At 45.7% G+C, this 21,929-nt stretch carries 16 protein-coding genes and 4 tRNA genes; 14 read left to right on the forward strand and 6 right to left on the reverse strand.

Annotated elements, in window-relative coordinates:
* The first annotated feature begins 5 nt into the window (after window positions 1-5).
* Window positions 6-395, forward strand: coding sequence for an NUDIX domain-containing protein (locus tag EV213_RS07400; protein ID WP_133579888.1), 390 nt, complete (start codon window positions 6-8; stop codon window positions 393-395).
* 75 nt (window positions 396-470) lie between these two features.
* Here EV213_RS07400 and EV213_RS07405 read toward each other — a convergent pair whose 3' ends face one another.
* Window positions 471-1,292 carry an STAS domain-containing protein gene (locus EV213_RS07405; RefSeq protein WP_133579889.1) on the reverse strand — a complete coding sequence of 274 codons (822 nt, stop codon included), beginning with the start codon at window positions 1,290-1,292 and terminating at the stop codon, window positions 471-473.
* 192 nt (window positions 1,293-1,484) lie between these two features.
* Window positions 1,485-2,468 carry a N(5)-(carboxyethyl)ornithine synthase gene (locus EV213_RS07410; RefSeq protein ID WP_208112725.1) on the reverse strand — a complete coding sequence of 328 codons (984 nt, stop codon included), beginning with the start codon at window positions 2,466-2,468 and terminating at the stop codon, window positions 1,485-1,487.
* Between the two features lie 357 nt (window positions 2,469-2,825).
* Here EV213_RS07410 and EV213_RS07415 point away from each other — a divergent pair, with 357 nt between their 5' ends.
* The 6 genes from EV213_RS07415 (at window position 2,826) to EV213_RS07440 (ending at window position 14,077) form a co-directional block, all read left to right on the forward strand.
* The gene (locus tag EV213_RS07415) at window positions 2,826-3,848 is read left to right on the forward strand and encodes a bifunctional transcriptional activator/DNA repair enzyme AdaA (protein ID WP_208112731.1); all 1,023 of its coding nucleotides are present in this window, start codon (window positions 2,826-2,828) and stop codon (window positions 3,846-3,848) included.
* Window positions 3,849-4,752: 904 nt separating this feature from the next.
* Complete coding sequence (locus tag EV213_RS07420) at window positions 4,753-5,631, forward strand: carbohydrate ABC transporter permease (protein ID WP_133579892.1); 879 nt, start codon at window positions 4,753-4,755, stop codon at window positions 5,629-5,631.
* 15 nt (window positions 5,632-5,646) lie between these two features.
* Window positions 5,647-6,528 (forward strand): carbohydrate ABC transporter permease, encoded by an 882-nt coding sequence (locus EV213_RS07425; protein WP_243740024.1) that lies wholly within the window; start codon window positions 5,647-5,649, stop codon window positions 6,526-6,528.
* Window positions 6,529-6,545: 17 nt separating this feature from the next.
* Window positions 6,546-7,817, forward strand: a complete 1,272-nt coding sequence (locus tag EV213_RS07430) for an ABC transporter substrate-binding protein (protein ID WP_133579893.1) — start codon at window positions 6,546-6,548, stop codon at window positions 7,815-7,817.
* Window positions 7,818-7,948: 131 nt separating this feature from the next.
* Window positions 7,949-9,001, forward strand: a complete 1,053-nt coding sequence (locus EV213_RS07435) for a substrate-binding domain-containing protein (RefSeq protein WP_133579894.1) — start codon at window positions 7,949-7,951, stop codon at window positions 8,999-9,001.
* A gap of 897 nt (window positions 9,002-9,898) precedes the next feature.
* Entirely contained in the window at window positions 9,899-14,077 is a 4,179-nt protein-coding gene (locus EV213_RS07440) for an immunoglobulin-like domain-containing protein (protein ID WP_133579895.1), read from the forward strand.
* 506 nt (window positions 14,078-14,583) lie between these two features.
* Here EV213_RS07440 and EV213_RS07445 read toward each other — a convergent pair.
* The 4 genes from EV213_RS07445 to EV213_RS07460 form a co-directional block, all read right to left on the reverse strand.
* Window positions 14,584-15,402 carry a uroporphyrinogen-III synthase gene (locus tag EV213_RS07445; protein ID WP_133579896.1) on the reverse strand — a complete coding sequence of 273 codons (819 nt, stop codon included), beginning with the start codon at window positions 15,400-15,402 and terminating at the stop codon, window positions 14,584-14,586.
* A 59-nt stretch (window positions 15,403-15,461) separates the two neighbouring features.
* On the reverse strand, window positions 15,462-16,076 hold the full coding sequence (locus tag EV213_RS07450; RefSeq protein WP_133579897.1) for an NAD(P)-dependent oxidoreductase: 615 nt from the start codon (window positions 16,074-16,076) through the stop codon (window positions 15,462-15,464).
* On the reverse strand, window positions 16,073-16,819 hold the full coding sequence (locus EV213_RS07455; protein WP_133579898.1) for a sirohydrochlorin chelatase: 747 nt from the start codon (window positions 16,817-16,819) through the stop codon (window positions 16,073-16,075). The genes EV213_RS07450 and EV213_RS07455 overlap by 4 nt, the downstream gene beginning before the upstream one ends.
* Before the next feature lie 660 nt (window positions 16,820-17,479).
* On the reverse strand, window positions 17,480-18,673 hold the full coding sequence (locus EV213_RS07460) for a transposase (protein ID WP_133579899.1): 1,194 nt from the start codon (window positions 18,671-18,673) through the stop codon (window positions 17,480-17,482).
* Between the two features lie 597 nt (window positions 18,674-19,270).
* Here EV213_RS07460 and EV213_RS07465 point away from each other — a divergent pair.
* The 7 genes from EV213_RS07465 to EV213_RS07495 all read left to right on the forward strand — a co-directional run bounded on the left by EV213_RS07465 (window position 19,271) and on the right by EV213_RS07495 (window position 21,746).
* A tRNA-Glu gene (locus tag EV213_RS07465) sits at window positions 19,271-19,345 on the forward strand.
* Between the two features lie 14 nt (window positions 19,346-19,359).
* Window positions 19,360-19,444 (forward strand) — tRNA-Tyr (locus tag EV213_RS07470).
* Window positions 19,445-19,451: 7 nt separating this feature from the next.
* Window positions 19,452-19,526: transfer RNA gene (locus tag EV213_RS07475), tRNA-Gln, on the forward strand.
* Window position 19,527: 1 nt separating this feature from the next.
* Window positions 19,528-19,600: transfer RNA gene (locus EV213_RS07480), tRNA-Lys, on the forward strand.
* Window positions 19,601-19,758: 158 nt separating this feature from the next.
* Window positions 19,759-20,223, forward strand: coding sequence for a GNAT family N-acetyltransferase (locus EV213_RS07485; RefSeq protein ID WP_133580097.1), 465 nt, complete (start codon window positions 19,759-19,761; stop codon window positions 20,221-20,223).
* A gap of 336 nt (window positions 20,224-20,559) precedes the next feature.
* Window positions 20,560-21,123: an RNA polymerase sigma factor SigW gene (gene sigW / locus EV213_RS07490; protein WP_133579900.1), complete on the forward strand. Its 564-nt coding sequence runs from the start codon at window positions 20,560-20,562 to the stop codon at window positions 21,121-21,123.
* Window positions 21,124-21,140: 17 nt separating this feature from the next.
* Window positions 21,141-21,746 carry an anti-sigma factor family protein gene (locus EV213_RS07495; RefSeq protein ID WP_133579901.1) on the forward strand — a complete coding sequence of 202 codons (606 nt, stop codon included), beginning with the start codon at window positions 21,141-21,143 and terminating at the stop codon, window positions 21,744-21,746.
* Window positions 21,747-21,929 lie beyond the last annotated feature (183 nt).

Below are 21,929 nucleotides of genomic sequence, written 5' to 3' on the forward strand. Positions count from 1 at the left end.
GGCCAATGGCTAAATGGTACGGAGCTGCTGCCATCTGTATAGATGACGAGAAAAATCTTTTAATGGTGCTACAGGGCAAACCTGAGGAAGAGAAAAAATGGTCGGTTCCTTCAGGGGGCAAAGAAGGGACGGAAACCTTTGAGGAATGCTGTCGCCGAGAGGTTTTGGAGGAAACAGGGTATGACGTTCGGGTGGTTGAAAAGCTCCATACGAAGAAGAATGAATGGGCTGAGGTGCACTACTTCTTAGTAAAGGTCATTGGGGGAACACCAACTACATCCAATGACCCAGATGGGCTTATTTATGACGTTGCCTGGAAGTCGTTAAACGACATCGACGCGCTCGTGCTGTCCTTTCCTGAAGATCGTTCGTATTTCGACCTCTACGTCATATAATTGTTGGTTGCCCAAAAAAGCGGGGCAAATAAAGAGCTGTCCCAAAGCCATAAACATGACTTACGGGACAGCTCTTTAGAAATTCAACTCCTGCAAAGCGCGTGAAATGGAGGAGTAGATATTAATTTTACCAAAGTTGATGCCTAACTGAATCGAGGTTTGGGCAATTTCAGGGCGAACCCCCGATAGTGACGCTTTTGTGCCAACAAGGTTCAGGGCTTCAATGAGCTGGAACAATTGATTGGCGACCATCGTATCGACAATGGGAACCCCAGATAAATCAATCAACAACGCATCCACTTGATTTTCGACGCATTGGTTTAATGTAGAGTCTAAAATGACCTTCGACCGATACGTGTCAATTTCTCCAACGAGCGGCAGTAAGGCGATATTGGCGTTTAATAAGATAACGGGTGAGCTTAGCTCTGTGATAATGTCTTGCTGGGCTTGATATAGCTTGTCAGCGTTTGCTTTGCTTCGTTCACTGAACTCAACAATGATCTTTTGAAAGGAAGACGTGACCTGCTTGTTCCATGCATCGTATTGATCAAACGTGACCTGCTGAGTTTGTGCGTATTCGCGTACCAACTGAAGGTACTGTTCCTGGACATTTAGAAATTCGTCTATAATTTGGGGGATGGGTGTCTGTAGATGTGCTTGGTCGCTTGTAATAGCAACAACCCACGCCTCGAATTTTTCAGTTAAATGATCTTTCTTCGTATTAAAAAGCTCGCAGTACACAAGATGAAACTGATGATTCTGCTCCTTCAGAGCACTAATTTGTTCCGGGTCGCTCACACTGTAAACCCCATCCTTCGATTTATCAAGTGCGGCATACCAATCTTCGGTTAGATCCCATGTGCGTTGCTTCATATAGTCATACAATGACGTTTCCATGGCTTGCTCCTCTTCATAGATAATAACCTAATTTTTACTATGCCATGAGAGGAAGAAAATGTCTATAAATAACGCATTAAAGCTTCTGTTTGTAGCTCGGCACGGACGAAAGAAGTCACTAGCAGTGAAGGTTAAATTTAGGTGATAAGGAGGTAGTAAACGTGTGGAGAATAGGGAGCACCTGTTGAGTCGCTAGACCGGCCTTACCTCTCTTCGTTCTTGATTCTCAAAGATTTTATGATCATAAATGCGTCCGTTTTCTAGGATAATTGCGGGACGTATAATATCGTTCTTCTTTTCATGACCCAACATGATAACAGGTAAATACTTTCCGACCTGTGCACTAATGGATTTGGAAGCCGTTTTGTAAAAGATACTTGGCGTATGGTCGACCGCATAATGGAGGATACTGTCCGTATAATATGTCGGTTTTTCAATCGTTGTTGGCCTGCTCGTTTCAATGCCCATTCCTTCATCACAACTAATATCAATAATCATGGCATCTTGTTTCATTGTTTTTAAATCCTCTTTATAGATAACATGATCTGTGCGGCTCACATCCCATGTAATTGCATTTACAAGCACATCGTACTTTCCTGATTCTTTTCGAAATAAATCTTCTGTCCGTCTATCGTATACAGTTACCTCTGCACCTAATCCAATTAATATTTTATATGCGCCACGTGCCACATTTCCTCTACCTAAAACGGCAACCTTTGTGTCATATGGCATTTTTCCATAACAGCTAAACGCATGCATAATCGCTGCCTCTCCAGCAATCTCATTATTTCTCAGAAACACATGCCTTCCTTCTTCATTCATATCTTCCCAAGCAATGCCGGTCAAACGTTTTGACAAAAAGGTATTGGTCAACCTCTCATTTTGTACTGCATGAATCCAGCCAAATACAATTTGTCCATCTTGAAGGTCTCCAATATAGTCGGCTTCCCCGGCTTTCGGGTCGCAAATAATGTCTTGCTTTAAAACCTCCTCCCTACTAACAACATGGACGCCAACGTTTCTTAACGTCTCATCTGAGACAGCAAAAAATTCACCATACCCTTTTTCAATATATAACTTATCCTTATGATTCATTTTAGCAATATCATTAAGGATCATTGCCTGTCTATGTTCATTTTCTTTACAATTTAATGGAAAACCTACTGTTCTAATCAAATAAATCCCTCCAATTATTTTCATAGCAAAAATCCATCTAGATTTTTTAAGCTCCCATCGCATAAATGGGGATGAAAATGATTGAAATTCTTACATTTAATTGAATCGACTTATTTAATATAACACACTTCACTAGCGTTGTATTAATTTAGATCGAAAAATAAAAATAAGAATAATATTCAAAAAAAGTAAACGTACAAAAAAGCTGTTCACGGATTCTTACATAATTGATGTTAATTTTGCTGGTGCGAGTTCTTCAGTAAGTCGATATACTTTATCCAACGTGCACAAACTGTGATAACGGAAGGGTGAGCCAGAGTGATTACAGATCCCTCGAAAATTGATTTATATTATACAATGTTGATCGAGAAAAACCGGGCATATGAAGGTGTTTTTTACGTAGGGGTCAAATCGACGGGCATCTTTTGTCGTCCTACTTGCCCGGCAAAAAAGCCAAAGAAGGAGAACTGTGAGTTTTTTGCGCAGGCGAAAGAGGCGTTGCTTGCGTCCTTTCGACCGTGCAAACGATGTCGTCCACTTTCGGCTCCGAGTTCGCTATCGCCCGAGGTGAAGACGCTTGTTGATGCCATTGAGAAAAATCCGGAAAAAAAGTGGACGGATAAAGACCTCGATGCGTTGTCTTTTAGTGCCAATACGACGAGACGGCAATTTAAAAAGCAATTTGGCATGACCTTTATTGAATACGCCCGATCTAGAAGGATGGGTATGGCATTTAAGCATATTCGGAGCGGTGAGGCGATTATTGATGCACAGCTTGAGAGCGGATATGACTCAAGCAATGGTTTTCGGGATGCATTCGCGAAAATCATGGGGGCTGTGCCGACAAAATCGACTGGCGTCAAGCTGCTTTACAGTGCCTGGATTGATACACGCCTTGGTGCAATGCTGGCGATTGCAGATGATGAGGCACTGCTACTGCTGGAATTTGTTGATCGACGTGGTCTCGAAAAGGAAATTGAGCGTTTGCGCAACAAACTGCAAGCGGCTATTGTTCCGGAAAGAACGGCCATCATCCTGCAGATAGAAGAGGAGCTGCATGCGTACTTCCGTGGAGACAAGCTCTCTTTTTCAACGCCCATTCGGCTACTAGGCACGCCATTCCAACAACGTGTATGGCGTGAGCTTCAGCAAATCCCTGTGGGCACGACTTTGTCTTATAAGGGGTTGGCTGCGAAATTGGAGCATCCTACAGCGATTCGAGCGGCCGCAAGAGCGAATGGCGCCAACCAACTGGCGATCGTGGTTCCTTGTCATCGTGTGATTCAGACAGACGGGGGGTTAGGAGGATATGCCGGCGGTCTTCCGCGAAAGGATTGGCTGCTCCAGCACGAGAAAGAGGCAAAGCTGAAGCGGACATAAAATGCATAGATGAAGGACATGAGGAGGCCTGATTCAGGGGCTTCTTTTTTTATTGTTTAGACAACTTTCGCAGTGCAGAAATTACTTTCAACGGTGGCGGTGCCTGATTAGAAGCAAGGTGAGATGGTAGGATTGTCAGGGAATTTAAATTTCCCAATGATTACCACGCTATATTTTTTAAAAGATCGCCTTTTAGTATCTAAGCGAATCTCTAGGCCCTAAATAACTTCATTATAAAAAATGGGCTCATTATTAAAAGCAACCACTAGCGGGACTCCAGCGGCAAAGAAAACACGACGAGGTCTTCTCGAGTCGATGTTGCACTTGTACCCGTAGGGTGAAAGATAACACGGCCGCTTCGTCAAAATACTTCGCTTTCCGCGGGCACGGCTTCAGCTTCCTCAGAAAGCAAAGCTTTCCTGCGGGATCTTCAGCTCGCGCTGTTCCCGCAGGAGTCTACGTATGTTGACTACGCTGATGTTTGTTTCTGCGTAAATTGTTTTTTTCTTTGTCTCGTTTAGCGAGTAAGAAAGCGTGTTAAGGCGTGGGGTTTATCAAACAAGACCTCTCCAAAACATTCGAACAATGTATCAGGTTACCCAGTAATGTCTACACGTGTCTGCCAAATGTAAGGTGCGGAAGTTGAGTTAAATAACAAAAATAACAATAAAGAAAGACGGGAATACAAGAGGTCATTAGATGTACATGCCGAATTATCAATTAATATGTCGAAAAACAGCGAAAATGAACGAAATTAATGTTCTGAATATTGTTGACATAGAAAACAATAGGCATATAATGATAACTAAGATAATAACAAAAATAACAAAAAATGAGTAAAAAGGAATCAGAACGCGTAAGAAACTGCAATTTTATGTATACGTTTTCAAAAGGAGGCAAAAGAATGAAGCAGAGCAGGAGCACGTTATTGTTTTACTTGTTTATCTCTCCGTGGCTCATAGGCTTTCTCGTCTTCGGCGCGGGACCGATGGTATTTTCTCTATTCATGTCTTTTACAGAATGGGACATCATTGGCGGAGCAGAATGGATTGGCGTCGGAAATTTTAAGGAGCTTCTTCAAGACCCGTTGTTTTGGAAATCGATCTGGAACACGGTGTATTTCACAGGCTTGAGTGTTCCATTAAGCTTGGTTTTTGGCTATCTACTTGCGGTGTTGTTGAATACAAAGGTCCGGTTTATGAGTGTGTTTCGCACGATTTTTTATTTGCCGTCGCTCGTACCGGCTGTGGCAAGCTCCCTGTTGTGGATGCTCATTTTTCAGCCGGAGTTTGGTCTAGCAAATGCCATGCTGTCATCGCTTCACTTGCCGACCTCTGATTGGATCATGAGTGAGACGATGGTAAAGCCGGCTTTAATCATTATGGGCTTATGGGGTGTTGGGGGAGGCATGGTCATTTATTTGGCTGGTCTGCAAGGGGTACCAAAGTCGATGTATGAATCGGCTGAGATTGATGGGGCTGGGCGTTGGGCAAAGCTCGTTAACGTGACCATTCCAATGACATCACACGTCATTTTCTTCAATCTTATCATGGGCATTATCGGCTCGTTCCAGGTGTTTACGCAGGCATATGTCATGAGTGAAGGTGGTCCGAATTATGCCTCATTGTTTTACGTTCATTACTTGTATCAGAATGCATTTCAATATTTTGAAATGGGCTACGCCTCAGCACTGGCATGGGTATTGTTTTTGATCATCCTCGTGTTTACGTTGCTGCAATTCAAGTTTTTTGGTCGCAAGGTGTACTACGAATTTGATGATTAAAGAGGGAGGGAGAAGATGAGAATGAAAGCGGTGACAAACCCGCAGGTCAAAGTAAAACATCGGAGTATTACGAAATCAAAACGTGCGGATCGCCTGGCCTCATACGCCCTGCTTCTATTTTGGTCAGTACTGTTCATTTTGCCGTTTGTATGGCTAATCTCAACCTCGTTAAAGCACGAGGCAGATGCGATCACCTATCCGCCTACTCTTTTGCCAGAGGTGTTTGATTGGACCAATTATAGAGAAGTGTTTGAGATTGTCGATTTCACCCGTTTTTATATGAACACGATTATCGTGACATCGCTGACGGTGTTGGGCACTCTGCTTTCCTGCTCTATTGTCGCCTATGGCTTTGCCCGTATTAAAGGCAAAGGCAGGAATGTTTGGTTTGCTGTCTTGCTTGCCACGATGATGCTGCCGCCACAGGTGACCATGATTCCGACGTATTTGATTTTTGCACAGTTGGATTGGGTAAATACGTTTATGCCGCTCATCGTCCCTGCTTTTTTCGGCAATCCGTTTTTCATTTTCCTTCTGCGGCAGTTTTTTAAGACGGTGCCGAAGGAGCTCGAAGAAGCAGCTACCATCGATGGCTGTAGTATTCTGGGACGATTTTTTCGAATCATTTTGCCACTGTCGGTTCCGGCGCTCATTACAGTCGCGATTTTAAGCTTTATGTGGACATGGAACGACTTCTTGAACCCGTTAATCTATTTGAATGATCAAGAGAATTTTACTCTCGCATTGGGCTTGCAAATGTTTAAGGGGCAATTAACGATGCTTTGGGGGCCGATGATGGCAGCGAGTACGATGGTCATTATGCCGCTTGTGATTGTGTTTTTCTTTGCCCAAAAATACTTTATTGAAGGCATTGCTACATCGGGAATTAAAGGATAAAAAAGGGGGATTTTCAAATGAGACATTCATGGAAAAAGCTGCTCGTTGCCGTGTTCGTACTGCTGCTCGTCGCTACAGGGTGTAGCAGCGGAACAAGTGGAGGCGATGGAGGAAGCGGAGATGGCAAGGTCAACTTACGTGTGCTAGTTTGGGGCAATGGACCCGCTGAGCTGAAGGGCGAGGAAGAAATTTATGCGCAATTTATGGAGGATCATCCTGAGATCAATGTGGATCTTGTCAGTGCCCCGTATGACAAGGTAATGGAAAAGTTTGTGTCGATGACAGCAGGTGGAGATCAACCTGATGTGATCTGGATGCAGCCGATCTACTTTGCTGAGTTTGCTGAAAAAGGCATGTTTATGGACCTCGGACCGATGCTTGAAGAGGAAGGGTTAACAGCTGACGATTGGTTGCCAAAAGCGTTTGAAATGGGCCAATACGATGATACGCAATATGCCTTGCCGCGTGATATTATTACCCACCACATTGTATACAATAAAGACATGTTTGATGCAGCTGGTGTAGAGTACCCTCAAGCTGATTGGACATGGGATGATTTGCTTGAAAAAGCACAGCAGCTTACGATTGAAGAAGGCGACCGCACGAGCCAGTACGGCTTCTCAAGCTATTATTGGAAGGAAGCTCTCTATCAGAATGGAACCGTTCCATTTAACCGAGATGGCACTGAGGTGTTGATTGATTCTCCAGAAGCGATCGAAGCGATTGAATGGGTGGCGGATCTTAGTCTAGAGCATGGTGTAGCACCAACACCAACCGAAAATCAAGGAATGGGGGACCTGTTCCTCGCCGGAAAGGCTGCGATGGCTTTTGCAGGCCCGTGGAATTGGAGAGCGTATGACGAAGAAGGAAAATTCGCTTGGGACATTCAAGAGGTGCCAGCAGGTCAAGCTGGCAACAAGTCGGAATTGCTAGGACTTCCTGTCTCTATTGGAGCAGATACAGAAAATCCTGAAGCGGCATGGACGCTGTTGAAGTGGCTCACTCATGGCGGCGGTCAAGACATACAATCTGACATTGTCGGCGCGTACCCAACCGTCCCGCGTGCTCAGGAGAATTTCTCTAACGGAACGTATGCCCCAGATAATGTGGAGGCTGTTCACATAGCGATGGAAGAAAACACAGTTTTGCCTCCATTGTTTGTAAAGCAGGCAGAGGTTGAAAATATGATTCAACCGGTGATGGACCAAATTATGGCTGGGAAAGTAACACCAGCGGAAGCATTGCCAGAGCTGGCAGACAAAATGCGAGCAGAACTGGGCATCGAATAAGGAACTTTGCGTGTAGGAGGGCTGACTGCGTCGGCCCTCTTTTAAACGGGTGCGAACCTGAAAAGAGCGCTAGAGGGGTATGCTATACTGGGGCAAATGAATCATTGCTGGATGATAGTTGGGGGAAAGTTATGGCGAAAAAAGTCACTATGCAGCAAATTGCAAATTACGTTGGCGTATCGAAGTATGTCGTCTCCCGTACACTTGGAGGGAAGGATGGTGTAAGCGGACCAACGAAGCAGAAGGTCCTGCAGGCAGCGTCTGTCCTAGGCTATTTTACTCAAAATCAAGCCCCTGGAATGGATGCCACGGTGCTGACGAGCACGAAGACAGCGAACAAGCTATCTGTTTTAATTCTGATGCCTACAACACGTTCGAGATCAAAGGAGCATTCCTTTTGGGGGCCAATGCTGGATGGGGTGAGCCAACGTCTTGAAGAGTTCGGCTATGGGTTTGTCATCATTACGGATCCCTATGTCGGGCAGTTGACCGATTCGTTTAACCGCGATGCGTTTTTCGGTGTGATTGGCATTGGGAGTATTCCCTCATCTATTTTGTTAGATGTCTATCGCGAGGACTATTGTTTGGTGCTCATCGATCATGAGGATCGGACCTACCCATGTGATACCGTGTTCAACAACAATTTCGAAGGCACGCTAAGGCTGACGAATCATTTGCTTGGGCTTGGGCACAGCGCGATTGAGTTTGTTGGAAATATAAACTATGCACCAAGCTTCTACGACCGATACCTCGGATACCGATCTGCTATGGAGGCACACGACTTAAAAGCAACGAGTACGACCGAATTAGCTGGGGGCGAGGATGAACACCAGAGCTTTGATCGGCAACTCAGCATTCCTATGCTTGTTGAGCGACGAAATGACGGCACTCTCCCAACAGCCTTTGTATGTGCAAATGATTCAATTGCGGAGCGTGTGCTGAGGGATTTAAAGCAGGTGAACATTACGGTTCCTGGTGATGTGTCTGTGACCGGCTTTGATAATATCGAAAAGTCCTATGAGTCTGACCCAACACTGACGACGGTCCAATCCTATACCGACGAGCTTGGAAAGCGAGCAGTGGACATGCTGATTCGTCGATACCAAAGCCCAGAATCGCCTTTCGAAAAGGTGGTGCTTCAAGGAAACCTCATGCTACGAGAATCGACGACGTTTGTGAAGTAGGACTTTGCGTTTCAGCAATGGGAGGCTTAGGTGAACCTTATTCAACAGGTACTTTGAAAGAATGAGTGAGCGATCAAATGTCTAAACAAGAGATAGATTGACTACGACCAAATGGTCTCGGTGTGCGACCCTCAATGGCAAGAAATAAGAGTGGTGCATTTCGAAGCTTTATGATCGTATTGTGGATGGGGCGAGCTCTCACATTCCTATTCAGATTGGCGCCCCTTTTTGCCTCGAGTTACACCGTTATAAAAGATGGACGACAGTTCCTCATAGACTTTTTTCAGTAGTAAGATGCGGAGCTGCAGGTTTGCTATGTTTGAATAATAGTTGACTATCGTGACTTTCGAAACATGCATGAAACATGCGCCTGATCAGCAATCTCCTCGACAGTAATCTATTTAATGCTGTGTTCAACGAATAAATTCAAAGCCAACTCTATTATATCAATTTTTTTGTTTATCTCTTCGTTTAAATCCATCCATCTCCATCACCTCAATAAAGCAAGTTTGCAATTTAAGATAAACTTAATTGTTCCAAGGTCGGAATTCTGATAATGTGAAAAATGAACTAAGAAAAGTTTTCAATGCATCATAATTTCTATTCAATTCCCTAAGCTGGAAAGGTGACGGGCCTATTTACACACGCTTATTTCACATCAACAAAATTATTTGAATTTTTAATCTTTTAAGATAGCCATTTTTACGGCTTGATTTCAATCCATACAGCTAGATCTCAAGAGGCTTCCTTTTAGCTAAGAACACTTTTCTGCCGTGTGCCACGCGCTATGCGGCTTACAAAGGACCGCTGGTGGTTAGGAGCCAACGTTTCTTTACGCGCTGCCTCCTGTCCAAAGGAATTGCTTAAAAAAATAATAAAACAAAAAAGGAGTCAACCATGTTCTCTCAATTTTCATTCATCAGAAAGACTTTTCTATTGTTTCTCACCATGACCCTTGTACTGACCGCTTATCGTCCGTCTCTAGCTGCAGAAGAAGAAATTTTTGAATATAGAGACAATGGTGATGGCACAATCACCATCACCGACTATGTTGGGACGGAAAGTGAAGTCACCATTCCTCATCAATTGGGTGGAAAGGACGTCACAAGTATTGGGGAAGATGCTTTTTCTTACAACGAACTGACAAGTGTGACCCTCCCAGATAGCGTCGTGAGTATTGAAAAGACAGCTTTCGCAGAGAACCAACTGACAAGTGTGACCCTCCCAGATAGCATCGTGAGTATTGGACAGGCAGCTTTCCAACGTAACCAACTGACAAGTGTGACCTTCCCAGACAGCATCAAGAGTATTGGAGAGGGATCTTTTCAAGGTAACCAATTGACAAGTGTGACTTTCCCGAATAGCGTCGAGCGTATTGGAAATTATGCTTTTACTAGCAATCAACTGACAAGCGTGACCCTCTCGGAAAGTGTCGAGGCTATTGGAGAGGCAGTTTTCGCCGGCAACCAGTTGACAAGTGTGATCATCCCGGATAGCGTCAAGAGTATTGGAAGTGCTTCTTTTATAAATAATCAACTGACAAGTGTGACCATTCCGAAAAGTGTTGAAACTATTGGAGAAGGTGCTTTTTCATCAAATCCATTATCAGAAGTTATTATACATGCGTTGAAGATTAAAATACATGAAAGAGCATTTTACCAATTAACAAATTTGGTTATTTATGGACATGAAGAATCTACAGTTAAAGCTTATGCAAAGCTTCATGGAATAACGTTTGGCGCGTTTGAAGATGCGTTTGATTCTATCACTATCGCGTATGCGCCTGGTGACGATGCAAACCATGTGACGCAGGACGTAGGTTTGCCAGAGCGAGTAAACGCCGAGGTTGTGATTTGGTCGAGCAGCAATGAGGAAGTGATTGCTTCTGACGGGACGGTTAACCGTCCGGATCATACGACAGGAAATATAGATGTAACGCTGACCGCAACGATTATGGAAGGGCCAGCGAAAGGGACAAGGACGTTTCTTTTGACCGTACTGCGAGAGGAGCCGACAGATGAAGAGACTTTGTCGGAAGCCTTGAACGCTCTGGCAATCGTCTATTCCGCGGGAGACGAAGCGAGCAGCGTGACGAGTGATGTTACGTTGGCCGAGCAGGGTTTACATGGGACAACGGTTGAGTGGGAAAGCAGTAACGAAGCATTGATTGCGTCCGATGGTACAGTAAGCCGCCCGCATTATACAGCGGAGAATGCGAAAGTAACGCTGACCGCAACGTTAACCAAAGGAGCGTTTGCGGCCAAGAAAACGTTTGAGTTAACGGTGGTTAGAGCGGTTCAGACGGAAGAAGAAGCATTTACGGAAGCCCTGAACGCCCTGGCAATCGGTTATGCCACGGGAGACGAAGCGAGCAGCGTGACGAGTGATGTTACGTTGGCCGAGCAGGGTTTACATGGGACAACGGTCAAGTGGGAAAGTAATAACGAAGCAGTAATTGCGTCTGATGGTAAGGTGACACGCCCGCATTATACAGCGGAAAATGCGAAGGTAACGCTGACCGCAACGTTAACCAAAGGAGCGTTTGCGGCCAAGAAAACGTTTGAGTTAACGGTGGTTAGAGCGGTTCAGACGGAAGAAGAAGCATTCACGGAAGCCATGAACGCCCTGGCAATCGGTTATGCCACGGGAGACGAAGCGGACAGCGTGACGAGTGATGTTACGTTGGTCGAGCAGGGTTTACATGGAACAACGGTCAAGTGGGAAAGTAATAACGAAGCAGCGATTGCGTCTGATGGTAAGGTGACGCGCCCGCATTATACAGCGGAAAATGCGAAGGTAACGCTGACCGCAACGTTAACCAAAGGAGCGTTTGCGGCCAAGAAGACGTTTGAGTTAACGGTGGTTAGAGCGGTTCAGACGGAAGAAGAAGCATTCACGGAAGCCCTGAACGCCCTGGCAATCGGTTATGCCACGGGAGACGAAGCGAGCAGCGTGACGAGTGATGTTACGTTGATTGAGCAGGGTTTACATGGAACAACGGTCAAGTGGGAAAGTAATAACGAAGCAGCGATTGCGTCTGATGGTAAGGTGACGCGCCCGCATTATACAGCGGAAAATGCGAAGGTAACGCTGACCGCAACGTTAACCAAAGGAGCGTTTGCGGCCAAGAAAACGTTTGAGTTAACGGTGGTTAGAGCGGTTCAGACGGAAGAAGAAGCATTCACGGAAGCCCTGAACGCCCTGGCAATCGGTTATGCCACGGGAGACGAAGCGGACAGCGTGACGAGTGATGTTACGTTGGTCGAGCAGGGCCTGCACGGGACAACGGTCAAGTGGGAAAGTAATAACGAAGCAGCGATTGCGTCTGATGGTAAGGTGACGCGCCCGCACTATACAGCTGAGAATGCGAAAGTAACGCTGACCGCAACGTTAACCAAAGGAGCGTTTGCGGCCAAGAAAACGTTTGAGTTAACGGTGGTTAGAGCGGTTCAGACGGAAGAAGAAGCATTCGCGGAAGCCTTGAACGCCCTGGCAATCGGTTATGTTCCTGGAGACTCAGCGGGTAGCGTGACGAAGGAAGTTACGTTGGTCAAGCAGGGCTTGCACGGGACAACCGTCAAGTGGGAAAGTAATAACGAAGCAGTGATTGCGTCTGATGGTACCGTAGATCGCCCGCACTATACAGCGGAGAATGCGAAAGTAACGTTGACCGCAACATTAACCAAAGAAGCGTTTGCGGCCAAGAAAACGTTTGCGTTAACAGTTTTGGCTGACTCAAGACCTAACCGTTCGTCGGAAGAAGAGGATGAGAAGGAGGACGACGAGAGAAAATCGCAAACAAATCAATGGTCTATTGATCTAAAGGTCAATGGGAAGGCAGATCGTGGGTTGGCAGAAATGAAACAAGTAAAGACGGATGATGGGCGTTTGTTGCTAGTGATCTCTTTGACAGATGAAGATAAATTAAAGAAACGCCTAGAAGCTTCCACGTCTCCCAAAATTGACTTGTCGACGGACAGTTGGTTGTGGGAAAACATGGATGGAGCGCCTTGGGATGATGTCGATGGGCTTCGTTTGGAAAGCTCGTATGCCTTGGCAGAATGGTTGGGGGAACACAAAGTGGATTTAGCTCTTGGAAACTCTCTAGGAGAGTTGGAATTAAACTACGCTGCATTCAACCTACGCATCGATTCTTTGCATGAAAAAGGATATGACCCAACGGATTTCATGTTAGGAATTCAATTGAGTCGAGCGTCGAGCGAGGACCGGCAGGCACTGCAATCCGCCCTCACCGCTTTGCCGGGCGAACGAATAGGTCCGCCGATAGAGGTGCTCGTAACGGCAACGGATGGCGAAAAAATCGAGACCATTCGTCCGTGGGATGGGTATTCGAAAATTTCAATCCATCAGGAGGACATTCACAGTATTAGTACGGCGGTAAGACTCAATGGAATGGATGATGTGGATGGCGTGCCGACCGTAACAGACGAGACGAAAAAACAGGCAGTTTTTCGCGCTCGCGAGCCCGGTATCTATGGACTGATCAGCTATTCACCTGTGTTTCGTGATGTCGAACAGCGTTGGAGTGAAGACGTGGTGGAGGACATGGCTGCCCGCCTCATTGTAGACGGTGTGACGGATATGAAGTTTGATCCGAAGCGTGACGTTACACGTGCGGAGGTGGCAGCGATGATCGCGCGGTCATTGGGGGTTATTGGAAGTTATTCTCAATTGAGTGAGGATGTTTGGTACCAAGAAGCTTTAGAAGCGGTGGGAGAAAAGTCGCTGATGGTGGGTGATCCAGACGGAAGTTTCCGTCCGAATGATACGCTGAGCCGCCAGGAAGCCGCCGTGATTCTAAATCGAGTGCAACGAATGATTGGTGAATCGTTGGAGCTTAGCGGCGCAGAAGTGGAGAATCACTTGTCCCGCTGGTCCGATCATGCCGAGATTGCTCCATGGGCTGAGGTTGCTTTAGCTGAAGTATACAAGCATGGCATTTTGTTGGGGGATACAACGGGTACAGTGCGTCCTAGAGATTCGGTCACAAGAGAAGAAATGACCGCTATTCTGCATAGAATGTTGGAGCGAGCAGGCTGGATCGGATCATTGTGAATGTGGAACTAATATTCTCGGCTCAGTCAGGGCGATGTATGGTGATATTGAAGGCGAGAACCCCCACTTCAAGCGTGTGAAGTAGGGGGTGAATCGTCTTTGGACAATGTATAGCAATTCAAACATTATTTTAGAGTAATTTACACTCAACCGCTCTTTCGACGTGGCTTGGTCGTGACCAGTGCTCTTTGCCCGTATGACGACTGAGCTTAATAATGCAAGCGTTTTTATCTGAGCCACTTTCCACCTGCGCTCTGACACTGAGCACAAGCACCGTGTCAGAGTGTGCTTTTTTAATGCGTTGAATGGTCATCATTTTTGCTTTTCATCGTCACGACAACTCCGACAATGCAGCCAACAATCACAGCGATACAAACAAGTAGTGCAAGTGTGGTCATTAAAAAACCCATACGCTCCCCTGCCTTCTAAACTTCATGGTTATCTCTAGTGTAGCGGATTTCAGGAGAGGCGACGGTGACAATTTACTGACAAATGCGAATGGGTGTTTAACGATTGCTAACCGATTCTAGGTGATTGGCCAATTGAACAATTAAGTCGCCCATACGTTGGCTTGCTGATTCTACAAAACTAGTTACGCCTTCCTCGTGCAAGGCTTCAGAGGTGACTTTGCCAACCGATCCAGCGACAACGTCCTGACGATTAAAGGCCTGCTGCAAGGCTTCATCGTTGTTCGCCTTTTTTGCATACGTGAACAAGTGGCGGACCTGTGTAGCACTTGTAAAGGCAACGGCATTTACACGGTGCTGGAGAACGTGGTCCAACAGTTCTGCCAATGTTTCCTCTGGAGGCATTTCATGGACGTACGGCTGTAGCGTAACGACGCTGCAACCGGTGTCTCGAATGTCGTTCACCCATTCTGGCTCATGGTCATAAAGCTGAACAGCAATGGTCTCGGTTCCTTTTAATGTAGGAAGCCATTGCTTCAAAAGCAAACGTATCGTGCCGTCTTCATCCGATATTGTACTGGATAGACCATTGTCTGCGAGATACGCCTGTGTTTTTCGTCCGCGAGAAGCGATGGATGCGGTATTCAATGCGGTGATCCAGTCGTCTTTTTTGTTCGCCTGCTCGGCCACATCCTGTATTTTTCGTGCCCCCATGCCGGTCGTCAGCATAAACCAGTCGGGCTCTGCCGCTAGAACCTTCTCTATATCTTGAAGGACGGCTTCTTCACGCAGAAACGAAGTGCCTTGAATCGGACAAACGACGGACTGGCCTTCGTTTTTTTCAATCATCGCTGTCAGTTCTTCACTTTTTCGTCCACCGGCAAGGGCGATGGTGCGTTGTTGTAATCCTTTTAACATGTTGGGTCACTGCCACGCTCGGTCGTGCGGCAGCTCCACCTCCTTTTCGTATGTTGCTCTTATTGATCGGGCAGCGCGTGAAGGGTGGCGAGCAGTTGCTCTTGCGCACGAACGTCTTTGTACAATGGATCTAACAGCTGTATGAGTTGCTCCCGTTTGTAGGCAGCCGACACATCTTTCGTTTTTAGAAGTTGGCGACAAGTTCGTAAAAAAGCCACATAAGCCTCGTCTTGTTGCGTAAATTGTGCGGCCCAAGCCGTCGTTAGCTGCTTCGCATAGGCTGGACTAGCTCCATTTGTAGAAAGCGCGAGCGTCAGGCTCCCTGCTTGTTCAAACGCAGGAATGGTGGCGTTGCCGAGGCTTGCATCAGAAGCTACATTAAGTAGCGTAGAGGGGTGAACAGCACGAGCGACCTCTTCGTTGACAGAATGTGGAGCCGCCGCAACGACGAAAAAACAGTTAAGCACATCCGAGGAATGGAAAGCTCTTTTCTGCCAGACAAGCGTCCCTTCCTCATGCAATGCCGCTAGTCCAGGCGTTACCTCCGGACTAACGACAGATAACTCAGGTTGGTGGGGAAGCAAGGCGCGCACCTTTCGTTCGGCAATGGACCCGCCCCCAATAACGGCAACACGTTTATTCTGTAAGTTGAGCATGACCGGAAAAGCGTTCAAAAGGAAAGTCTCTCCTGAACAATGCCTTCCTTTACACGGTCAATGAACACATCCATAAGTTCCGAATGTTTGCTCAAGTAAGTGGCAAGCTTGGCTTGATGCCCTTGGTGGTTTGCCATCTGTACAGCTTTCTCTAAATCATTCATCAGCAAGCCGGTAAAGACGAGGTAAGGAACGACGTACACCTTTGTTCCTCCCGCCAAAGCATTCTCAAACGCTTCCTGAAAAGTTGGTTTCTGAACGGCGAGATAGCAGGTTTCCACGTTAGGATGGCCTGAACGATGACGGTATGCTTCCACAATGGCTTCAAAATCCTCAGTTGCTGCATCGTCTCTGCTTCCTCTCCCAACGATTAAAATGGTATCTTCGGGAGAGGGTGGGGTACCGCAGGAAGCGACCTGTTTTTCAACAATGGCAGGCATCGTTTTGTGATCACCGATTGGTTGCCCGTAAGAAGCTCGTACATGGGGGTATTGCAGCAACACCCGATCTGCTTCAGTCGGGATATCCACCTTCGCATGCCCCGCGGAAAAGAGCAAAATTGGCATGATTAAAATGTCATGCACATTCTTCTTAATCATGAGGTCTAACGATTCTGGAATGGTCGGGCTTGTCAGCTCGAGGAATGACGTTATTTGCATAGGGACATCAAAGTGACTTTGAAGGGCGCGAATGTATTGTTTGGATTCTTGCTGTCCTGCTTCCGATCGTGTACCGTGACAGACGTACAAAATGCTTTTCAAAGGACCCCTCTTTCCTATGACGAAATTTTAATTCTTTTTGGGCATTTTACCATAGAATCCGCTAGGGAAGTGATGTTTTGTCAGCAGATTGACGTAGGTTTTTGGTTTTTTGGTAGAAAACAAATCATATTAATAATCAAAGACAACTTTCGCAGTGCAAAAATCACCTTCAATGTTAGCTAGCAAATCTTGAGTAGAAGTAAGGTGAGATAGATCGCTTGACTTAAAAGAAAACGCGTCGAGGTCTTATCGAGTCGATGCTGCACTTGTGCCCCTATAGGCGCAAAGAAAAGGATGAAATCACGATCACTTCGTCAAAATACTTCGCTTTCCGCGGGCACGGCTTCAGCTTCCTCAGAAAGCTAAAGCTTTCCTGCGGGATCTTCAGCTCGCGCTGTTCCCGCAGGAGTCTGCGTGTTTTGACTACGCTGATGTTTGTTTCTGCGTAAATTTTTTTATTTGTCCGGGTCTCGTATAACGAGTGAGGGTTTTGCAAAATAACAACTTTCTAGAAACAAATCAGATAGAATTCGCATGAAATCCATGGATGAGCATGCGGATTCCAAACGTGCTCAGCTTCCTTCTGTTCGATCACCTAGAAAAGGACAGACGGGCAGAATGTTTTAATAGCGGGTAGGGGTGTCAGTTTTTCAACGATCCTCAAGCCGCATTCTGAGCGATTGTTCGCTTCGCAGCTAGCGATGAAGCTAAAAGAACGATGGCATTCAGAATGATATATGTGGTCACTTTTTTCAGTTTTCTCACGTGGAGATCATCCGACGTCAAGTGATCTTTCATTCGAGAATTAACTCTTTCGACACTCGACCTTTGCTTGTACGTTTCGTTCCAATGACGCGTTCCACGGTGAGGTTGCGAAAACCGGCGGACATCTTGGTCTACATCGACCTTTTTCACCATTCCGTAATTGGATGGCGAACACCATGTAGTGCCGTGGGGACACTCTACATGGCCCGTGGCATGAGGACAGCGGAATTTCAAATGTGACCCGTCTGTCCCCCAATAGGTCATGTCATAGCCCATCGAACAGCGCGGCGTTCCAATGGACGAAAAACCAGATGGCGGTTCTTTCTCGTTCCTGAGATTCAATGGAATGATGGCTTGGGCGCCATGTGCTTTGACCACTTCGTAGTTTCTTTTTTGATCATATCCGGCATCTCCCGTGACATAGGTGAAAGAGACAGACTGTGCGGCTTTCTCGACGAGGCTCGGTCCGATCTCACCATCCGTTATATGGGCTGGTGTGACTTCAATGGCGACGGGTAGCTCGCTCGCTGTATCAACGGCTAAGTGAGCCTTGTATCCAAACCAAGTGAGTAGGTTTCCGAAGCTGTCACGTTTCGCTCCCCATGACGCTTCATCCTTCTGTTGGCAGCGTGATTTTGGTCGTTTTTTCTCATAGGCGTCAATCGCTGTGCTGTCAATGGCAATCGTGGTTCCATCAATGATGCCTTCATCCCAACAACGCTGAACTAAATCGTTAAAGAGTTGATCAAGAAGACCCTGATCTGTCAGCTGACGAAAGGTTCGGCTTAATGTTGAAATGGAAGGCGCTTTGTCTTCGAGAGAAAATCCACATCGGTAACGAAACGATATATCACTGTCCAATCTTCTGTGAAGGGCTGTAAAAGTGAAATACCCTTCAAGTGGTGCGATGAGGAGTGCTCGTAATATCGCTTCACGAGAATGCCCTTGAGCACCTTGGGGTGATTTGCTTTTCAACATGGCGGCATAAGGTCGAAGGTCAAGCTCTTTAAAAAAGATTGAAAAACGATCATTTGATTCCATCTCAAGCAACTCTTGCAAGGTAAATAGAGAATCTTGTAGAATATACAAAGAGGACTTCACTCCTTTGGAAAGATAGGTTTCGCTACTTATCTCTTTCTACAATTTGGGGTGAAGTCCTTTTCCTTTGTTTTAAAACCCTTGCGCCGCAAGGTTCAATAATTATGCAAAACCCTCGAGTAAGAAAGTGTGTTAAGACGTGTTGTTTACCAAACAAGATAAGGAAGTGCATCGTTTCTGCAAAGTTACATCACCTAGTGCAGTGTTGATGCAGCGGTGGACATATGTTTAGATAACTTACGCAGGACAAAAATCATCTACCCCTTAATCACCAAAAGAATCTTTTTTTAATTGTAATTAAAGCATAAATGCTGATCATTAAAAGCAGCCACTAGCGAGACCCCACAGAGCGCGCAAGCGATCGAGGAGGCGCAGCAGAAGCCCGCGGAAAGCGAGCGTATGGCAGCTTGCATAGAAAGCAACCCCAATATTGAATTTCAGATTTACCCAGCTATATCTAAGCGTGTCTCCAAAATGTAAGGCGCGAAAGTTGAGCAGTCAAAGATATCACTTTTATTAAAATTTCTTCTAAAAACGCTTGTTTTTTGTTGGCCTGCCTTATATAATGATATCTGGCGTTTGAAAAGAGGCCCGTTGGTCAAGCGGTTAAGACACCGCCCTTTCACGGCGGTAACACGGGTTCGAATCCCGTACGGGTCACCAATGATTTTTACAATGGAGGGGTAGCGAAGTGGCTAAACGCGGCGGACTGTAAATCCGCTCCCTCCGGGTTCGGCGGTTCGAATCCGCCCCCCTCCACCATTGTGATTGGGCTATAGCCAAGCGGTAAGGCAACGGACTTTGACTCCGTCACTCGTTGGTTCGAATCCAGCTAGCCCAGCCACGAGCCATTAGCTCAGTTGGTAGAGCATCTGACTTTTAATCAGAGGGTCGGAGGTTCGAATCCTCCATGGCTCATCTGACACACGACAACCCTTCATCATTGAGAAGGGTTGTTTTTCGTTTATCTCGAATAATTGAGTGGATAGAAGCGGTATGATGCAATTGCGGTTGGATCATATTTCTTCCGTACTTAATGAAGAAGGATGATGGAATAAAGGTCAAAGGGGACAATGATGACATATACATTTGAAATGATGACCCAAGAACAAGCTATGGATATCGCATATAAATGGCATTATGATGGAGATTATTCTTTTTATGATATGGAAGCCGATAAAGAAGATTTAGAGGAATTTGTGGACCCGAAAAAACGAGGGGACACTATGTATTCCGTTACTATGTATAATGAATTGGTCGGTTTTTTTAGCGTGTACAAGGGAGAAGATTCTACATTCGATATAGGCTTAGGAATGAGACCGGACTTAACCGGTAAAGGCGAAGGAGTAAAGTTTCTAAACGCAGGTATAGCATTTGTGAAAAGTGAATTTAAACCAAAAAAAATAACATTATCAGTTGCGACCTTTAATCAAAGAGCGATCAAACTTTATCGGAAAGTTGGATTTATAGAAACGACTACTTTTATGCAGGACACAAATGGAAGTACATTTGAATTTTTGAAAATGGAATACGAATGTTAACTTTTGGGCGTCCCATAAAGCTCTTGAGTGACAAACAGTAAAGGTGTGCATAGCAAAGGAACGCACGGAGCGGAAGCGATCCCGAGGAGAAAGAAAGCGAGCCAAAAACAAAAAATATATTGCCTTGAGAAACTTCTCAACTTCATTTGATTAACAAAAAAACACATTGCCCCAATTATTTCTCTGTCAACCTTTGGTATAATACAGTGGTGCGCTTCTAGACAGAATCCGCATTTCAGCGCACATCTGTTTTATGAAAAATTTTTATCAAAGAATGAAACCTTGCGGAGAGATCAATCGTATATAACGGATAGCCGCAGCGAGCGGAGGTAAATCATGGACTCAATAGTGAAGGAACGCATTCGCCAGGTGAAGAAAGGCGATCAAAATGCGTACGGCGATATTGTCGAGCTTTATAAGAATAAGGTGTACCATATATGTTATAGAGTGCTAGGGAATGCGCACGAAGCAGAGGATATGGCACAAGAGGCGTTTATTCGAGCGTATGTAAACATCCATACGTATGATACCTCGAAGAAGTTCTCCACGTGGCTCTATCGGATTGCGACGAATGTGTCCATTGATCGTATGCGGAAGAAAAAGCCGGACTTCTCTTTGGATGCGGAAGTGCACGGGACGGAAGGTCTCGATATGTATTCACAACTATCGTCTGAAGATCCGCTTGTGGAGGAGCAAGTGGAATCTTTGGAACTCCAGGGGTGGATACAAGAGGAAATTATGGGCCTCCCGTTGAAGTATCGTTCTGCCGTTGTATTAAAATACATTGAGGATTTGTCCTTGAAAGAAATCTCAGACATCCTTGACTTGCCAATCAATACAGTCAAAACGAGAATTCGCCGTGGTCGTGAGGCGCTAAGAAAACGACTTGGAAAAGCCTGATGAAAGGAGGAGCAAGCATGGGGTGCCCTACTCAAATTGTTGAAATGATGCACGATTATTTAGACGGTGAGCTTTCAGCTGAAAAGCAAAAAGAGCTTCATCAGCATTTAAAAGAATGCTCAACATGTCACCAGCATTATGTTGAGCTGAAGAAAACCGTTGCTATCATTCAAGCGACACCAAAAATGGAAGCACCTGATGGGTTTACAGCTTCTGTTCTCGGTCAGCTCCCAAAAGAGAAAAAAACAGTGGTTTACCGCCGATGGTTTACCGCTCACCCGATAGTGACAGCCGCAGCCATTTTCTTTCTATTATTTGTCGGAGGCATCTCTGCCGTCTGGACAGACCAAGATCAGCTACAAATGTCTTCACAAAGCAATCTGGATGTCGAAGGCAGCACTGTGATTGTCCCTGAAGGTGAAGTCATCGAAGGCGATGTGCTAGTGAAGAATGGGGACTTGGACATACGCGGAAAAGTCACAGGGAATGTGACCGTGATTAACGGAAACATTTTAGGTAATGGCGAGCAATATATGGCAAAATCCGGTAAGGTCGTTGGCGACATTGAAGAAATTGATCAAGTGTTTGAGTGGCTCTTGTACCAGCTCAAATCACTTTTCTAGGATAGATATAAACGGAAGAATTGCCGAGTGGTTGAGCGGCAATTCTTTTTTATATAGAGTGAGAGGAGCTCTTACTGTGCGGATACAGCCCTGAGGTGCTCGGATAGACCGGGAAAGTGCTCGGTTTCCAATCCAAACTGTGTGGATAAAAGGGAGTGTGTTCGACAGGAACGCAACTTCCCT

Origin of the sequence: Aureibacillus halotolerans (assembly GCF_004363045.1) — a bacterium.
GTDB classification, from domain to species: Bacteria; Bacillota; Bacilli; order Bacillales; family DSM-28697; genus Aureibacillus; species Aureibacillus halotolerans.

Excerpts from the sequence above, each read along its gene's own strand:
- EV213_RS07400 (WP_133579888.1), top strand. The coding sequence starts at position 6 with ATGGCTAAATGGTACGGAGCTGCTGCCATCTGTATAGATGACGAGAAA.
- EV213_RS07405 (WP_133579889.1), bottom strand. The coding sequence starts at position 1,292 with ATGGAAACGTCATTGTATGACTATATGAAGCAACGCACATGGGATCTA.
- EV213_RS07415 (WP_208112731.1), top strand. The coding sequence starts at position 2,826 with ATGTTGATCGAGAAAAACCGGGCATATGAAGGTGTTTTTTACGTAGGG.
- EV213_RS07420 (WP_133579892.1), top strand. The coding sequence starts at position 4,753 with ATGAAGCAGAGCAGGAGCACGTTATTGTTTTACTTGTTTATCTCTCCG.
- EV213_RS07425 (WP_243740024.1), top strand. The coding sequence starts at position 5,647 with ATGAGAATGAAAGCGGTGACAAACCCGCAGGTCAAAGTAAAACATCGG.
- EV213_RS07430 (WP_133579893.1), top strand. The coding sequence starts at position 6,546 with ATGAGACATTCATGGAAAAAGCTGCTCGTTGCCGTGTTCGTACTGCTG.
- EV213_RS07435 (WP_133579894.1), top strand. The coding sequence starts at position 7,949 with ATGGCGAAAAAAGTCACTATGCAGCAAATTGCAAATTACGTTGGCGTA.
- EV213_RS07440 (WP_133579895.1), top strand. The coding sequence starts at position 9,899 with ATGTTCTCTCAATTTTCATTCATCAGAAAGACTTTTCTATTGTTTCTC.
- EV213_RS07445 (WP_133579896.1), bottom strand. The coding sequence starts at position 15,402 with ATGTTAAAAGGATTACAACAACGCACCATCGCCCTTGCCGGTGGACGA.
- EV213_RS07485 (WP_133580097.1), top strand. The coding sequence starts at position 19,759 with ATGACATATACATTTGAAATGATGACCCAAGAACAAGCTATGGATATC.
- sigW (WP_133579900.1), top strand. The coding sequence starts at position 20,560 with ATGGACTCAATAGTGAAGGAACGCATTCGCCAGGTGAAGAAAGGCGAT.
- EV213_RS07495 (WP_133579901.1), top strand. The coding sequence starts at position 21,141 with ATGGGGTGCCCTACTCAAATTGTTGAAATGATGCACGATTATTTAGAC.